Source organism: Sphaerospermopsis kisseleviana CS-549 (assembly GCF_028329225.1).
GTDB lineage: Bacteria > Cyanobacteriota > Cyanobacteriia > Cyanobacteriales > Nostocaceae > Sphaerospermopsis > Sphaerospermopsis kisseleviana.
Map to the genome: position 1 here is coordinate 1 of NZ_JAQMTI010000087.1, position 16,392 is coordinate 16,392.

Sequence of the window (16,392 nt, forward strand, 5' to 3'; positions counted from 1 at the left end):
GTTAATAACCCAGTCACCAGTCACCAGTCACCAGTCACCAGTCACCAATCACCAGTCACCAGTCACCAATCACCAATCACCAATCACCAATCACCAATTCCCTTTGTTTTTGAGAAAGGCGAAAATTGTCAATTGATCGCTTAGAATAAAAAGGTTGTCAAGAATCACGATATCCGCTATCATGGCTGTTCCTAAGAAGAAAACATCCAAATCTAAACGAGACAAGCGCCGCGCTACCTGGAGACATAAGGCTGTTGTGGAAGCTCAAAAAGCTCTTTCTTTGGGCAAATCAATTTTGTCTGGACGTTCTAAGTTCGTCTATCCCACTGCTGAAGAAGAAGAAGAAGAGTAATCATCTTTTGCACAGGAAAAGCACCAACCGCGCAGTTATGGGAGTGCTTTTTCTTTGCTTTGCTGATAGATAAAATCAACTACTACCCGCTAGACGCTGCGCGTTAATAGCGGATGTTTCCAGGAGGCAATATAATAGACCTCTCCAAAATAGAATGTATTAATTTGTCATAAGTTGTAGGGGCGAAGCTTATGGGCGATAATTTAACGGAAAAATCAGACATCTAAATATCCCATAAGCTTCGACCTGCCCCCATAAATAGGTTCCATAATTTCTTTTTTGGAGATGTCTAATGAAATTTTTTCAGAAACCAAGTCCAGAAGAAAGTGCAAAAGTTCCTCCTGGCCAACATTTAGCTAAAGGTTTTCCGGTTTTAACTTATGGTGCAACTCCCCAAGTCAGTATTGAGGAATGGGAGTTTCGCGTTTGGGGTTTGGTAAAACCGACTGTGTTTAAATGGTCAGATTTTCTAGCATTACCCCAATATGAATTTACAGCCGATTTTCATTGTGTCACCCATTGGACAAAACTTGATGTTAAATGGACTGGGATTAAAGTGACAGATTTTATGAGTTTGCTGGAAGTAGATCCCAAAGCTGCTCATATTATGGAACATTGCTATGGTGGTTACACCACAAATATTAGTATTCAAGATTTTGTCAGAGAAGAAAATTTCTTTGCTATTAAATTATTTGATGAACCATTACCCGCAGAACATGGTGGACCGATGCGGCTAGTTGTTCCCCATCTTTATGCTTGGAAAAGTGCAAAGTGGATCAATGGTTTAGAGTTTTTAGAACAGGAAGAATTAGGTTTTTGGGAACAAAACGGTTATCACCGTCGGGGTGAACCTTGGGCGCAAGAAAGGTATAGTAATTAGGGGTGACTGGTGACTGGGGATACAATTTGGATTTTGGATTTTGGATTTTGGATTTTGGATTGTATTTCATGAATCCAATCTAAAATCTAAAATCTAAAATTCTTCTGACTCCTGCTATAGTTCAGAATTTAAGAAGTTGCTTTAATATTGACAATTTGCCTTTGTAGGGAGGATATCTTAATTTTATGTCTAACCAAAAGGGATTTTTGAGAACACTTTTGTAATGGGAAAAAGTATCAAAACTAGCTTTACCATGATAACTACCAATCCCACTATTACCTACACCACCAAATGGTAAAGATGGTACAGTAAAATGAATGACTGTTTCATTCAGACAAACTGCACCAGAGGATGTTGTTTGTAAAATTTTCTGTTGTAGGTTTTTGTTTTGAGAAAATAAGTATAAAGTTAAGGGTTTTGGTTGAGAATTAATCCCAGTGATAGCTTCTTCAATGTCTGTATATTCAACTATTGGCAGGATGGGACCAAAAATTTCTTCCTGCATGATCGGATCTGTAAAGGAAACATTATTAATAATTGTGGGAGCAATATATAATTCACTTGCTTTGGTTTCTCCACCAATGAGAATTTCACCATCTTGCAATAAATTTTGCAATAAATTAACCAATCTATCAAAGTTGTTTTGATTAATTATCCTGGCATAATCTGGGCTGGTTTCTGGATGTTCACCATAAAATTCTTTGAGGCATTTTTCTAAATTAACTAATAATTTATCTTTGATTCTTTTATCGACTAAGATATAATTTGGAGCAATACAAGTTTGTCCAGCATTGATAAATTTACCCCAAATAATTCTTCTAGCTGTATGTTCTAAATGAATATCAACATCAACAATGCAGGGGTTTTTTCCACCTAATTCTAATGTTACGGGTGTGAGATTTTTGGCAGCAGCAGCCATGATGATTTTACCTACATGAGTGCTACCTGTAAAAAAGATATGATCGAATTTTTCTGTGAGTAGTTTTTGACAGGTTTCTATACCTCCTTCCACTACAGCAATATATTCTTCAGGAAAATATTTAGGAATCAGTTCAGCTATGAGTTTAGAGGTATGGGTGGCAATTTCTGAAGGTTTGAGAATGGCACAATTTCCCGATGCGATCGCACCAATTAAAGGTACAATTACTAACTGAAATGGATAATTCCAAGCACCAATAATTAACACTATTCCCAGGGGTTCTGGTTGAATTTTGGCTGAAGCTGGTAATAGTTGCCAAGGAACTCCTACTTTTTTGGGTTTAGTCCATTTTTTCAGGTTCTTGATAGCAAATTCAATTTCTTTAGTTGTTAAAATAATTTCTGAAGTAATAGCTTCTAATTCTGGTTTATGTAAATCTGCTTGTAATGCTTGAATAATTTCTGGTTCATGATTAATTATTAATTGTTTCAGGACGACAAGTTGTTGCTGACGAAAATCAATTTCTTGAGTTTGATTTGTAGCAAAATAGGTACGTTGTTGTTTGACAAGTTCACTAATTGAATATTCGTTTATCATGGTAATTATCGGGATTATCCAAAATGTGTAAGTTGATTTTTATATCAAAATAGAAAATTATCCTATTGCTTGATACAGCAGATTTCATTGTTATGAGGTACAAATCATCATAATAAAACTTTTGTGGCAGTCTGCCCATAGTATACCTCATTACACCGGAAATTGCTCTATGATTGAACCGCAAAGAACGCAAAGTACACAAAGGAAAGAGAGTTTCAGAGAGTTTTATGTGTGGCTGCGGTTATTTTGCCCGTGCGAGGAGATTTTGCTGTCATAGGATAGCTATCAAGGTAAATTCAACCTTTCTTAGATTACCTGTATTTGTACCGATAAACAATATAGATCCCTGACTTCTTTAAGAAGTCGGGGATCTGGGTATTGGGTATGAGTTTTGTCAAATTACACCAGTGTTAATGACAGCAATTTATCAATGGACAATTGATGGTTTTTGATGGTTTTTTTCTTTCTTGCTGACGGCTGAATGCTTACACTTTAATATCTCAAAATTGCCGCCACTTTTGCCCCATTTGGCATTTCTTCTGATTCAAGAGTATAAACTTTGCCACCATTTAATAGTGTATGCACAGCCGCAAAATCTAACATATCTTGATCATCTGGTTCTGGTTCGGTGTGCAAATCCACAGTCGTATTTTCAGGATCAAATTTTCCCCATTTCTGCTCATCTATAGATACTAATAAAGAATCAACTCGGTGATAAAAAGCCGCCGGAATAATTTCTTTAATATCACTAACAGCTTTTCCTGTTTCTTCACCAGCTAATTGTTCATAAAGTTCTATTGCTGCTTTTTTATTTTGTTGAAATGAAGGTGCAACAATTCGCCAAGCTTCATCATGTAATTGTTGTAAATTGAGAAGTTCTGGATTGCCATTAATGCTTTCGTCTAAGAAATAGGGATAGGTATTTGCAGCTTGGTAAATCGGGAATAAATATTCTACTCCTGCTAACACTAAGGGCGCTTTTTCATCCCTTAATTTTTCATGTAATGCTTCATCAACAGCGTAAAAAAATTGTAAAATATCATCTTCATGTTTCTCTCGATCAGGGCTACCTTGTCCATGAAATGAACCTGGATGTTGAGCAGCAGAGGTTCTTCCTCTGGGTGTACCAATTCTGTGCTGAACACCTTTTTGTAACTCGTCTTCTAGAAGAGTTTCTTCTAGACGATGTGGCATATTTTCTACTTCCACTTCTTTCAAACTATGCCCTGTACCTGCAAACAATTTTACATCTTTTTGACTCAAAGCCAAAACATAAAATTTTCCATCATTGTTAATAAAATGCAGTAATGGCTTGAGGTGAAATTGTTCATCAACTACAACTAATTCCGGAAATTCAATTGGTAAACAATAGTAGCGCAAGAAATTTTGGGAAATAAAAATTACTAATCCTTGATTTTGGTGTTCCCAAAAATCACCCCTATCTAATTCTCTAGCAGGTTGCAGAAAATCAAGAACTTCGGTATGTCTGATACCCATTGCTTCTAAACGTTCTTCTGCTGACCGCATTAAATTTTTGAAGCGAATAGGATTTTGGCGAATTTCTGCCCCTGCTTTTTGCGTAGGCATATATATAGATACAGATGGAGATTGGGGATTTTCTACTAATATTTTGAGTTCATCAATAGATAAAAATGCCATATTATTATTCATTCCACGTCAATAAGTAGGTTTTGAGAATGTATAGCAGGAGTCAGTCAGTAGGGGCAAACCCCCTGTGGTTGCCCTCTTGTAGTGGGAGTTTCATTATCATCATTATCAATTGATGTCCTAACCATCCTGTCAACGGCTATATCTTTATTTCAACCTCTGACGCATTATTTCTGCATCTTTCTTTTGATAAGAAATTATCTATTTTTTTTTATTTTTTATGTCTTTCTTTTGATAGATTCTTATTACCAATTATCAATTATCAATTATCAATTATCAATTATCATTACTAGCTTTTGACTTAGGATATGCAATCCGTTTATGATGAAATTGTTGCCAAACTTCCACAAAGATTAAAGCAATCTTTGACATTTCCTCTCTAGTCAAACCAGAATCTACTAATTGCCCTTCTTGCCATTTACCACGAATAATATTATTCAACATATTTAATGCTTGTTCTGCTGTGGCATCTTTCAAACTTCGCAACGCTGCTTCACAGGAATCCGCTAACATGACAATTCCTGTTTCTCTAGATTGAGGAATTGGTCCATCATAGCAAAAATCAGCTTTATCTACTATAATACTAGGGTTATCTTTAGCAATTTGTTGGGCTTGGTGATAAAAATAGGCGATCGCCATTGTTCCTTGATGTTCAGGAATAAAAGCTTGAATCGCAGTCGGTAAACTATGCTTTTTCGCCATCATTAAACCCTCAGTTACGTGCTTTTTAATAATTGCTGCACTTTTCCAAGGATCTTTAATTTCTGTCTCATGTTTATTTGGTCCACCCATTTGATTTTCAATAAATCCTAAAGGGTCGTGCATTTTGCCAATATCATGGTATAATGTACCAGCCCTAACCAATTCAACATTACAGCGCAGTTTTTTCGCCGCAGTTTCCGCCAAAGTGGCCACAAATAAAGTATGTTGGAAAGTTCCCGGAGTTTCCGTAGCCAGGCGCTTTAACAAAGGACGGTTAGGGTTAGCTAGTTCTGCCAAGCGGATGGGTGTAATTAAATCAAACAACTTTTCTAAATACGGACTTAAACCCAAGGCGATAATACTCCAAGCCAAACCAGATAAACCAAATAACAGCGCATCTTGCAGAACCATATACCAAGCAGAAACGAATGCAGCACCAGCCAGTAAATTCAGGATTAAATAAATACTACCTTGAGTTAAAGCAATAACAATACCTAATAATGCCAATTCTTCGCGGGATTTGAACCTTTGAGCTAAATAACTACTTAAAATTCCGCCAGAAGCACCAGCTACCAGACCAATCTTACTAATTTCTATGCTGATTGGTAATATTAGCGACAATAAGCCCACAACTGTCACGCCCAAAGTACCGCCGTAAAAGCTTCCTAACAATAAACCAATGGCGATCCAGGTAGCATAAGGCACACCAATTGCCAAGACACTAGGAATACTCAAAGTTAGTAATAATATCAACAGGCGATCGCTTGCTCGCAAATGACTACCAACTCGCCTTTCTGCCCAAACAAAAACACCTATAGCCGCACTCACCAAACCGGCTAAACCCATCAAACCCAGCCAATTCACCTCTCGGCGATTCAGGTGATAATAATCCAGGACATCAAATGTCCATTGTGTAATCTTTTCACCTTTCTTGACAATCACTTCTCCTCGTCTCACCTTTTTGATCACAGATGGAACTTGCTCTGCGGCCAGTTGTGCCTGTTGTTGGGTTTTTTCTGCATCTGTTTGCAGATTTGGTCGTAATACAACCAACAATACTTTAGTGGCTAAGGATTCCGCTTCACCTGGTACAGAAATTTGTACTTGTAGACTCACTGCATCCTGTAAGATACTAGGGGGTAATCCTGGAGCTATGCCTTGAGCAAGTATCCTTTCTGCACTTTGTTTGATTCCCGTTTTTGCTATTTTCCAGTCGTCATCTGACAGATCCAAAAACCCAGTTTGCCCATATACTGGTTTTTTTCGTTCCGCCTCCATCTGTAACAGTTTGGCAATAGCTTGACCATATTTTTCTCTCACTTGAGATATTTGGGCAACCAGTAAAGATAGATTTTTTTCTGAGTTAGTGACACTGTAAGCTTTTAGTTCTGCTAATGTCTGGTCAAAATTATTTTTGCTAGTCTTGCTTTCCTTAGTAGTTGCATTTGTTGATAATGTTGATACAGGACTAGGCACAGACCGAGAAAATTGATGTCTGTCTGCTGTCCTGAACTTAGGCATTGACTTATTTTCTTTTTGATGATTTTCTAAAGCTTGTTTTAGCTGTTCCCATTCCGATTCTAAACAAGAACGAAGATATTGCTGGGTGGGAATAGGCAAGATAGAAACATCGAAAAAAGGAAAAGGTTCAGTGATATCACGAATTTCATCGCCATCTTCCAGCAGTTGGCGCAAATTTTCTTTAATTTGCTCATTTTTCTGGGTATTGATCATCAATACAGGGTGAGATTTTTCCTGTGCTGCTTTGCGTTCTGCTTCTGTTTGTTCTCGGTCTTCAATACTGGCAGAATAGGGAGCAATAAATGTTTGTGGGGCAAAAGTCCCGATTTTCATCTGGGGCTGGTTGTATAATTCATGACCTATAACACCTGTTAAAGATACCACAGCAATGAATAAAATCACCGTATAACGCTGTTGGTGTACCCAGTTGAAAACAACGGCATAAATACCATGATTACGTTTCCAGGATTTTGGTGTTGATTGAGGAGCTTTTCTACCTTGTAGATGTCCACCTTCCTCACTGGTAGGTAATAAATACAGCAGTAGATTTTTGATAATAGTCCTGAAAAGTTTTTGATGACGGCTTTGATTTTGGGAACTGCTCACCGAACCAAGCCACTTTCTTTTCCGGCATAACACTTTGTACTGTCGCCGCCATTGTCTCAATTGCTTGGCCAAGGACTGCAAAAATCGCTGCGTTTTCATTGTGAGTGATTTTTTGACACCTTTTACTTTTGATTTTTCAACGCGGGCGAATTACACGAGGTGCTGCAAAAACGGAAAGTGGAACCAATTCCCAATTTATCTTACATCCTTCTTTTGTCAACTCCTGGATATTTGGACTAATATTATACACACCTGACCAGACTGCTACAAGAGTATCAGCTAATTCTAACATCACATAACAGCTACTCATGCCCCATACTGGCTGATTAAAGGCTGATAATACAACTTGCCAATTAACAGGAATCCCCTCTATGCTGTTATATGCCCCTGATAAAGCTCCTGCCAAAGCACAACACCAAGAGTTTTGCTCTCTTAAATTGCTCTTAGCTCGCAAAACTGTCAATCGGAAATCTTCTAAGGTACTCAAAAAGCAGTAAAAGGCTAAGGCAATATTGTTACTGAATTTGTCTTGCTTACTAAATTCAGTTTGCGCTTGTGCTAATCCTGCTCCTTGCTCTAATAAAGTATTGACTTTTAATAAATTTTGTGGTATTTGTGTCTTGCTTTCTCCCAAAAAATCCATCGTTTCGGGAATGAGCGTGGAAGGATCAAGTTTTTCTGTCAGAGATTTGGCGATCGCATATCCTAAAACTAAAGCTGCATCTCTCACTACTGGGTTAGCATCCCAAATTTGTAATAATTGCAGCAGGTTATATTTAAGTTTAACAGTATCTTCGTGAAAAAAAATTGCTACTGGCAAGGTGGCTAAAATTATTTTTCCCCAAGCATGATCAGTATTTCCTACATCCAAGGATGCTTGTTTGTAACACTTTAACCAGTCTTCTGCATCTAATTTACCTAATTTAATTAAACTTTTACTACCCAGAACCGCAATTTCCTCTAAATCACTAACATTCTGAGTAGCTAAAATTTCTCCTAACAATGCTCCCAGGAAAATACCTCTAACCCGATTGACGAGAGAATAACGCATAATTGGTGACTGGTGACTGGTGACTGGTGATTGGGAAGATAAAAACAGAAATTCCGCTGCTGACTCCTGTTAATTTTTCAGTCTTAAATGATTCACCAATGCCTGTAAACCCAACAAATAACTTTGGACACCAAAGCCACTAATTTGGCCTATTACCACTGGGGCAATATAAGAATGATGACGAAAATCCTCTCGGCGGTAAATGTTGCTTAGATGTACCTCTACTGTGGGTAAATTTACAGCAGCGATCGCATCTCGTAAAGCTACACTGGTATGGGTATATGCCCCGGCATTAATTATAATTCCCTCGTGTTGTCCTAATGCCCCGTGAATTGTATCTATCAAAACACCTTCATGATTTGACTGCAAAGGCGTAACTTTCGCCGTTAATTTCTGGGCTTCTGCTGCTAATAGGCGGTTAATTTCCTCTAGGGTGAGAGAACCGTAAATACCCGGTTCTCGCTGTCCCAACAAATTGAGGTTAGGTCCATGCAGCACTAAAATACTTAAAGGCAGCAAAGTTCACTCCAATATCTTCAGGTCATTAGCGACGACGGGAGCGTTCATTCACAGGAATCGGAATTAGTTCCGGTTCGGGTTCAGCTTCGGGATCTAGTAACGCTTCAACTAGCTTCCGCGCTAATTCTTTCAGCTTTTCCAGTACCTTGTCTATATAGTCCATTTAACTGAACGCTCCTGAGATACTACCTCAAATTTAACTAACAGGATCATAGAAACTGGCTATTTGTAGCTTTTTTCGTTTCTTATCAAGTTGATAGATTCCTGTGTTTCCAGACTTAAACCAAGTGAAAATTTGGTTTTGTGTCCTTCCTTACTTATTAGATTATCACAATGATCAGGGAATGGGTAAGAGGTAAAATTTCGTAATTTCCCATCCCTTTAGTCTCTAATTTGATGCTTGTTTTTTCTTGCTGCTACTGGTAGATGATTTAGTAGTAGTTGATTTAGTTTTAGCAGTAGTTGTTTTACTGGTTTTGCTAGTGGTTTTGCGTGTAGATTTAGTAGATGCTTTAGCTTGCAACAATTCTAATGCTTCTGACAGGGTAATATTTTCTACTGTCTTACCTTCCGGTAGACCTACATTAGTTTTGCCGTGCTTAATATAATGACCATAGGGACCTTCGTAAATATTTACAGGTGCATCATCATCGGGATGTATCCCCAATTCTCTTAAAGCGGCTTTAGATTTACTGCTGCTAGAACTGCGCCCCTTTTTTGGTTCTGCGAATAACTCTAATGCACGTTCCAGGGAAATTGTCAATACATCATCAGTTGCTTTTAAAGAACGGTAATCTTTACCTTCTTTACCCTGATCATGAACTACATAAGGTCCAAATCTTCCTAAACTAGCTTTAATTTTTGCCCCTGTTTGTGGATGTTCGCCCAAGAGTCGGGGGAGTGCCAACAAACCCACAGCCATCTCTAAAGTCAGATTTTCTGGTGTGACTCCTTTGGGAAGGGAAGCTTGTTTAGGTTTGGGGTTTTCCTCGGTTTTGTCACCCAACTGTACATAAGGTCCATAAGTGCCAATCTTCACATAAATTGGTTCACCTGTTTCGGGATGTCGTCCCACTTGATCAGGTCCTACTGTTTTTTGTCTGAGCAGGACTTCTACCTGTTTGGGATCTAAATCAGCGGGTGTGAGGTCTTTAGGAATGGAAGCTGTCACCACTCCATCACCATTATCTACTTCAATGTAAGGACCAAATTTACCAATGCGGACTTTAGCATTTAAGTTTTCTAATTCTACTGTTTTAGCTTTAGTGGGATCAATTTGATTTTCCTGTTCTTTCACCAAGGTTTCTAAACCTTGTTCTCCGAGATAAAATTTCTGGAGATAGGGTAGCCATTGAGCTTCACCTGTAGCAATATCATCCAGGGTTTGCTCCATTTTCGAGGTGAAGCCTGGATCAACAATATCGGGGAAGTGTTTTTCTAGTAAGTCGGTGACAGCAAAGGCTGTAAAAGTAGGAATTAAAGCATTATTCACCAACTGAGCATAACCTTTGTCGATGATTGTACCAATAATGCTGGCGTAGGTACTAGGACGACCAATACCTTCACTTTCCAAGGTTTTTACCAAACTTGCTTCAGTATATCTAGCGGGGGGTTGGGTTTCATGTCCTATTGCTTCTAGTTCTGCACAGGTAGGATGATCGCCAACTTTCAGGGCTGGTAAAATTACCTCTTGGTCTTCTAATGCTGCTTCTGGATCATCGGACCCTTCGACGTAGGCGCGGAGATAACCAGGAAAATCTATCCGCTTACCAGAGGAACGAAAACCCGCATCTTCAACTTGCAATTGTACAGTAATTTGAGTTTGGCGAGAGTCAGCCATTTGTGAAGCAACGGTACGCTTCCAAATTAAATCATAAACTGCAAATTCTCGTCCGCTTAAACCAGTTTCTTGGGGAGTGCGGAAAGTGCTACCAGCAGGGCGGATGGCTTCGTGTGCTTCTTGTGCGCCTTTGGATTTGGTAGTGTATTGTCGGGGTTGGGGGCTGAGATATTCCTTACCGTACTTTTGTTCTACACAACTGCGAGCAGCGGCGATCGCCTGATCTGACAAATGCACCGAATCAGTCCGCATATAGGTAATATACCCTTGCTCGTACAAATTTTGAGCAATTCGCATTGTATCCCGTGCGGAAAGACGCAGTTTACGGTTAGATTCTTGTTGCAGCGTCGAAGTGGTAAAGGGTGGTGCGGGTTTACGAGTGACTGGACGTTCTTCCATATCGGCCACAGTCCAGGTTTTGTCCTGCAAACGCTCCTGAAGTGCTAAAGCTTGTTCCTCATTTAATAACACCACATTGCGTCCAGCAGCTATTTGTCCGGTTGCAGGGTCAAAATCGCTACCTGTGGCAATTTTCGTGCCTCCCAGGGTAATTAATTGGGCGCTAAATGATGTTTTTTCATGTAAGAGACTGGCTTTTAAATCCCAATATGTACCTTCATGAAAAGCTCGGCGTTGACGTTCCTTATTTACCAACAACCGCACCGCCACAGACTGCACTCGACCCGCAGAAAGTCCCCAGGCGATTTTTTTCCACAGCAAAGGTGATAGGGTATATCCGACCAGTCGATCTAAAATGCGTCTGGTTTCTTGGGCGCGAACTACTTGTTCATCAATTTCGCGGCATTGTTTTAAAGCTTTTTTAATCGCGTCCTGGGTAATTTCATGAAACACCATGCGCTTTGTCGGCACTTTGGGTTTCAGCAATTGGTATAAGTGCCAACTGATGCTTTCGCCTTCCCGGTCTTCGTCAGTTGCCAATATTAATTCATCGGCATTTTTTAGGGCATCTTTTAACTGGGTGACAACTTTCTTTTTATCTTTGGGGACAACATACACCGGTTCAAAGTCGGCTTCTATATTTACCCCAAGCTGCGCCCATTTTTCCCCTTTGACAGCAGCAGGAATTTCACTAGCTGACTGGGGTAGGTCACGGACGTGACCCATTGAAGCTTCTACCTGATAGTCTTTTGGCAGGTAGTTGCGAATGGTGCGAGCTTTGGTTGGAGATTCGACGATGACGAGAGTTGACATGGAAATTTCAAAAAAAAAGAATAGCTGTGAAGCTAAACAGTCAAGTTGAGATAATTTTGGCGAGATGTCAAGATCAAATATCACGCCTAAGCAGTGATTTCATCCTGACACAAATTGCCCCAAAAGGGGAAAATTGCTCTCAACTTCAGGTGCAGTGCTGCTTTGGAGATTTAAACAAGCAACTGCCAAAAATCAATTACCTGGTATTTCCATCTTTAACTTATCTGAGGCATAATTGGCGAATCAGTACCATCAATTCACCCCAGTCTGTTACAAACTTTATTGATTATCATAAGTGCTTGTGATATTTACCATATTTCATCATAAATAACCATAATAGCCAGATTAAGCCTTGCCTATTTGGCAAATATGTTAGCATAGGGGAGAATTAGAGAAATAAGTTCGACGATACGGTGCTTGCGGTTAGCAATAATTTCAAGTTCAAGCGGCTCGACGGATAGACATCTCTGCATCAATGGATTCTGGAGAGTTTCATGTCAATCTACGTAGGGAACCTATCCTACAAGGTCACACAAGAAGACCTAAGTAAAGTATTTGCTGACTACGGTACTGTTAAACGAGTTCAGTTACCCACAGATCGGGAAACTGGCCGCGTACGAGGCTTTGGTTTTGTAGAAATGGAAACCGCCGCCGAGGAAGAGGCAGCTATTCAAGCTTTAGACGGTGCTGAATGGATGGGGCGTGTAATGAAAGTTAATAAGGCTCGACCAAAAGAGGAGAAAGGTGGTCGTAGTGGTGGTAATTGGGGCAAAAATAGCGGTGGCTATTAACAGTTGACTGTTAACTGTTATATATTTATCACAATTTTGGCAGTTCAGTAGATTACTGGACTGTTTGTTTTTATTGGTTAGGACTGACATTTTTTTCTTTTTTTACCGGGTAAGGGGAGAGGTTTAAAACCTGGAATAAAACAATTGTCAATTGTCAATTGTCAATTATCAATTGATAAATGCAATTTTGGTGAATAACTATAGATAGAATGAACTCAGTTAGCCTTAATCTCTAATCACCAAAACCTATACATCTCATGGATTTTGCTAATATTGCATCCCAGTTGAATGCGGGAACTATTCTACCAGAGGGAATTGTGATTCTCACCCTCTTGGGGGTTTTGATTGTGGATTTGATTTTGGGGCGCACATCTTCTCGCTGGATCGGATATCTGGCGATCGCTGGTTTATTCGCCGCGATTGTCGCCCTATACTTTCAATGGGATTCTACCAATCCTATCGGTTTTACTGGTGGCTTTAACGCTGATGATTTGAGTATTGTCTTTCGCGGTATCATTGCTCTATCTGCCGCTGTCACCGTCTTGATGTCTATTCGCTATGTAGAGCAAAGTGGTACTGCTCTAGCCGAATTTATCGCTATTTTATTAACAGCTACCTTGGGAGGAATGTTTGTCTCCGGTGCTAGTGAGTTGGTGATGATTTTCATCTCCCTAGAAACCCTGAGTATTTCCTCTTATTTGTTAACAGGTTATACTAAGCGTGACCCCCGTTCTAATGAAGCTGCGCTGAAATACCTGTTAATTGGAGCTTCCAGCACAGCCGTATTTTTATACGGTGTATCATTGTTGTATGGTTTATCCGGTGGACAAACGGAACTGAGTGCGATCGCTAACGGTATCGCTACAGCAAATGTAGGTCAATCTCTAGGTTTAGTCATTGCTCTTGTTTTCGTTATTGCTGGTGTGGGTTTTAAAATCTCCGCTGCACCCTTCCACCAGTGGACACCAGACGTTTATGAAGGCGCTCCCACCCCAGTAATCGCTTTTCTATCCGTCGGTTCTAAAGCAGCCGGTTTTGCTTTAGCTATCCGCTTGTTAACCGTAGTTTTCCCCGTCGTTGCAGACGAGTGGAGATTTGTTTTCACCGCCCTGGCAGTCTTGAGTATGATTTTGGGTAACGTGGTTGCCCTGGCTCAAACCAGCATGAAACGGATGTTAGCTTATTCATCCATTGCCCAAGCCGGCTTTGTGATGATTGGCTTAATCGCTGGTACAGATGCAGGTTATTCCAGCATGATTTTTTACTTGCTAGTTTACCTGTTTATGAACCTGTGCGGTTTTATCTGCGTTATTCTCTTCTCTCTGCGGACAGGTACAGATCAAATTGCTGAATACTCTGGTTTGTATCAAAAAGACCCACTGCTTACACTAGGTTTAAGTATCTCTCTCTTATCCTTGGGTGGTATTCCCCCATTAGCAGGGTTTTTTGGGAAGATTTACCTATTTTGGGCAGGTTGGCAAGCTGGCCTTTATTGGTTAGTATTGCTAGGTTTAGTGACTAGCGTTGTTTCCATTTATTACTACATTCGTGTAGTGAAAATGATGGTAGTCAAAGAACCACAAGAAATGTCCGACGTAGTGAAGAATTATCCTCAAGTACGTTGGAATTTACCTGGTTTTAGACCTTTACAAGTTGGGTTGATAGCAACTTTAATTGCTACAACTATATCCGGTATTTTGTCAAATCCTTTGTTTACTTTAGCTAATAATTCTGTTGCGAATACTCCGATTTTGCAAGCAGCAAAAGTTGCGAATACACAAGCAAGCGTAATTGTTACTGAGGCAGCAGAGAAATTGTAGTTTGATTAATGGGTGATGGGTGATTAACTCATTGCCCATTTTTTTAAGGAGTTCAGAAGTTCAGAATTATGATTGTTTAATTTTCTGACAAAAAAAATTATAAAAATTAACTCGCATAAAATCTTCCTTGTCTACTTTCCCTGCTTGTCTTCCAGATCCTGCCTCAACAGATAATATTAAAAACCTACTCCTCTGATCCCCTACCCCCTGCCTCTTACCAAAAATCCCCTTAGCCGCATAATGCCAAGGGGATAAACTTTTTCAATACAGTCAATAAATTATTTACAACAAATATCATACCATCGGATACAGTTGACCAAGGCAAAAATTATGCTATGATCAGCGACGATAATGGAGGTAAGTAACTAAAAACCCTCTAGGGTGGTTTAGTAATATCCGTGCTGCCGCTCTGGTTCTGGTTGTACCATTGCAAAGTTTGAGCCATCGTATAAGTAACGGTTTGCTTCTTCCTCTAAACGGTGGATCAGATAGGGTTCTATAGCGTTACTTTGTCGCAGTGCGGCTAAAAATCCATCCAAATACATCCGCATATCATCCATACGATAGCCGCGATTCCATAACTCGACGAAGGCGTCAGTCAGTTTTTGGTAATAGCGAATGGTTTGTGTGTCTTGGAGCATAACTGCCGTGTTAATCTCTAAAAAATGAGAATTGTATATGATTCACGCTTGAAAGAGAAGTATGACTTCCTTCTTTAGTATTAACCCAAAGTTAATATTTAGACGTTGGGTCAGACCCCCCAAAGCTGTAAGCATGAACAAATCCTATTTACAAAATTTGATTGTAGGATTGTTATCTAAAACTGTCCTTGTAACTTAGCCTCTCACTCAATAGATAGATTTTGCAGGTTTGTTTTTCCAGTTTACTATACTTTTTAAGTTGGATGGTCAAGCAAAGGAAATTTTGGTTAATTCTCAGACATAAGCACAAACAGAATCTTTATAACCACGTCCAAAATTAAATTTATCTAAATTTCTTGTAAGGTTTTCTTTGAGCAAATGTAAAGATAATATCAACTGAAGTAACAAAAACTACAAAACCTTGAGCCTGAGATTGTTAATTTGAAAATCATCGACGCTAAGGGGTCTTGCAACTGTGGGATCGGTTTGTATTGAAATTGTTGAGGGGAATCCCCATCTGAGGTCGTTGCTGGGTTGGCACTTGCAACAACTGGAATACAGAGTACATCAAGCCGCCAGTATTTACCAAGCAAGGGAAGTGTTTTTAAGTCATCAGCCAACCCTGGTTATTCTCGATGCGGACTTATCAGATGGTGACGGTATCGAATTTTGTCATTGGTTAAATCGTCAGGATCAGCCTTTAATTCTCATGTTATCTGCTCGCAATAATGAAGCGGATATTGTCGCCGGTTTAAAAGCTGGAGCAGATGATTATTTAAGCAAACCTTTTGGAATGCAGGAATTTTTGGCGCGGGTAGAAGCACTAATTCGCCGTAAACGCATACCAACTGCACCAGCTTATTTGGATTATGGCAGTTTACAAATTGATTTAGTACAGCGCCGAGTCCGTTTTCAAGGGGAGTTTATTGATTTAACACCCCAGGAATTTAGTTTACTTTATGTTTTAGCCCAGGCGGGTGGAGTACCTTTGAGTAGGTCAGAGTTACTGCGTCGTGCTTGGCCAGATGCTATTGATAATCCCCGGACTATTGATACTCACGTTTTATCATTGCGGAAAAAGGTGGAACTTGATCCGCGTCAACCCAGTTTAATCCAAACCATTCGTAATGTTGGCTACAGATTTAACATGGAAATTTTAAACGCTACTGTTCCACCTGCACAACCTAAGTTAACGAAAGAGAGATTTACCAATCCGCGTTCTACCCTTGCAACTCAAAGCACTTGATGGGGACTGGGGACTGGGGACTGGGGA

13 protein-coding genes are annotated in these 16,392 nt (G+C 39.7%); 5 read left to right on the forward strand and 8 right to left on the reverse strand.

What is annotated here, in order from left to right; all coding sequences use genetic code 11:
- Window positions 1-181: 181 nt before the first annotated feature.
- Together rpmF and PN497_RS06500 are read left to right on the forward strand one after the other, a co-directional pair.
- A complete protein-coding gene (rpmF, locus tag PN497_RS06495) occupies window positions 182-352 on the forward strand; it encodes a 50S ribosomal protein L32 (protein WP_096570094.1) in 171 nt (56 codons plus the stop codon).
- A gap of 292 nt (window positions 353-644) precedes the next feature.
- On the forward strand, window positions 645-1,232 hold the full coding sequence (locus tag PN497_RS06500) for a sulfite oxidase-like oxidoreductase (RefSeq protein WP_096570096.1): 588 nt from the start codon (window positions 645-647) through the stop codon (window positions 1,230-1,232).
- A 121-nt stretch (window positions 1,233-1,353) separates the two neighbouring features.
- On the opposite strand, the gene PN497_RS06505 is transcribed toward PN497_RS06500, so the two are convergent.
- The 7 genes from PN497_RS06505 to topA form a co-directional block, all read right to left on the reverse strand.
- The gene (locus tag PN497_RS06505; RefSeq protein ID WP_096570098.1) at window positions 1,354-2,748 is read right to left on the reverse strand and encodes an aldehyde dehydrogenase; all 1,395 of its coding nucleotides are present in this window, start codon (window positions 2,746-2,748) and stop codon (window positions 1,354-1,356) included.
- Between the two features lie 492 nt (window positions 2,749-3,240).
- Window positions 3,241-4,407: a baeRF7 domain-containing protein gene (locus tag PN497_RS06510; protein ID WP_096572755.1), complete on the reverse strand. Its 1,167-nt coding sequence runs from the start codon at window positions 4,405-4,407 to the stop codon at window positions 3,241-3,243.
- Window positions 4,408-4,692: 285 nt separating this feature from the next.
- Window positions 4,693-7,344: an HD family phosphohydrolase gene (locus PN497_RS06515; protein WP_096570100.1), complete on the reverse strand. Its 2,652-nt coding sequence runs from the start codon at window positions 7,342-7,344 to the stop codon at window positions 4,693-4,695.
- A 37-nt stretch (window positions 7,345-7,381) separates the two neighbouring features.
- The gene (locus PN497_RS06520) at window positions 7,382-8,296 is read right to left on the reverse strand and encodes an ADP-ribosylglycohydrolase family protein (protein ID WP_096570102.1); all 915 of its coding nucleotides are present in this window, start codon (window positions 8,294-8,296) and stop codon (window positions 7,382-7,384) included.
- A 69-nt stretch (window positions 8,297-8,365) separates the two neighbouring features.
- Window positions 8,366-8,815, reverse strand: coding sequence for a type II 3-dehydroquinate dehydratase (gene aroQ / locus PN497_RS06525; protein ID WP_096570104.1), 450 nt, complete (start codon window positions 8,813-8,815; stop codon window positions 8,366-8,368).
- A gap of 25 nt (window positions 8,816-8,840) precedes the next feature.
- A complete protein-coding gene (locus PN497_RS06530) occupies window positions 8,841-8,978 on the reverse strand; it encodes a hypothetical protein (RefSeq protein ID WP_272109814.1) in 138 nt (45 codons plus the stop codon).
- A gap of 225 nt (window positions 8,979-9,203) precedes the next feature.
- Window positions 9,204-11,867 (reverse strand): type I DNA topoisomerase, encoded by a 2,664-nt coding sequence (gene topA / locus PN497_RS06535; protein WP_096570106.1) that lies wholly within the window; start codon window positions 11,865-11,867, stop codon window positions 9,204-9,206.
- Window positions 11,868-12,361: 494 nt separating this feature from the next.
- Here topA and PN497_RS06540 point away from each other — a divergent pair, with 494 nt between their 5' ends.
- A complete protein-coding gene (locus PN497_RS06540; protein ID WP_096570108.1) occupies window positions 12,362-12,658 on the forward strand; it encodes an RNA recognition motif domain-containing protein in 297 nt (98 codons plus the stop codon).
- 257 nt (window positions 12,659-12,915) lie between these two features.
- Window positions 12,916-14,478 (forward strand): NAD(P)H-quinone oxidoreductase subunit N, encoded by a 1,563-nt coding sequence (locus tag PN497_RS06545; RefSeq protein WP_096570110.1) that lies wholly within the window; start codon window positions 12,916-12,918, stop codon window positions 14,476-14,478.
- Between the two features lie 386 nt (window positions 14,479-14,864).
- On the opposite strand, the gene PN497_RS06550 is transcribed toward PN497_RS06545, so the two are convergent.
- Window positions 14,865-15,119 carry a DUF6761 family protein gene (locus tag PN497_RS06550; protein WP_096570112.1) on the reverse strand — a complete coding sequence of 85 codons (255 nt, stop codon included), beginning with the start codon at window positions 15,117-15,119 and terminating at the stop codon, window positions 14,865-14,867.
- 475 nt (window positions 15,120-15,594) lie between these two features.
- Here PN497_RS06550 and PN497_RS06555 point away from each other — a divergent pair, with 475 nt between their 5' ends.
- Complete coding sequence (locus PN497_RS06555) at window positions 15,595-16,365, forward strand: response regulator transcription factor (protein WP_096570114.1); 771 nt, start codon at window positions 15,595-15,597, stop codon at window positions 16,363-16,365.
- Window positions 16,366-16,392 lie beyond the last annotated feature (27 nt).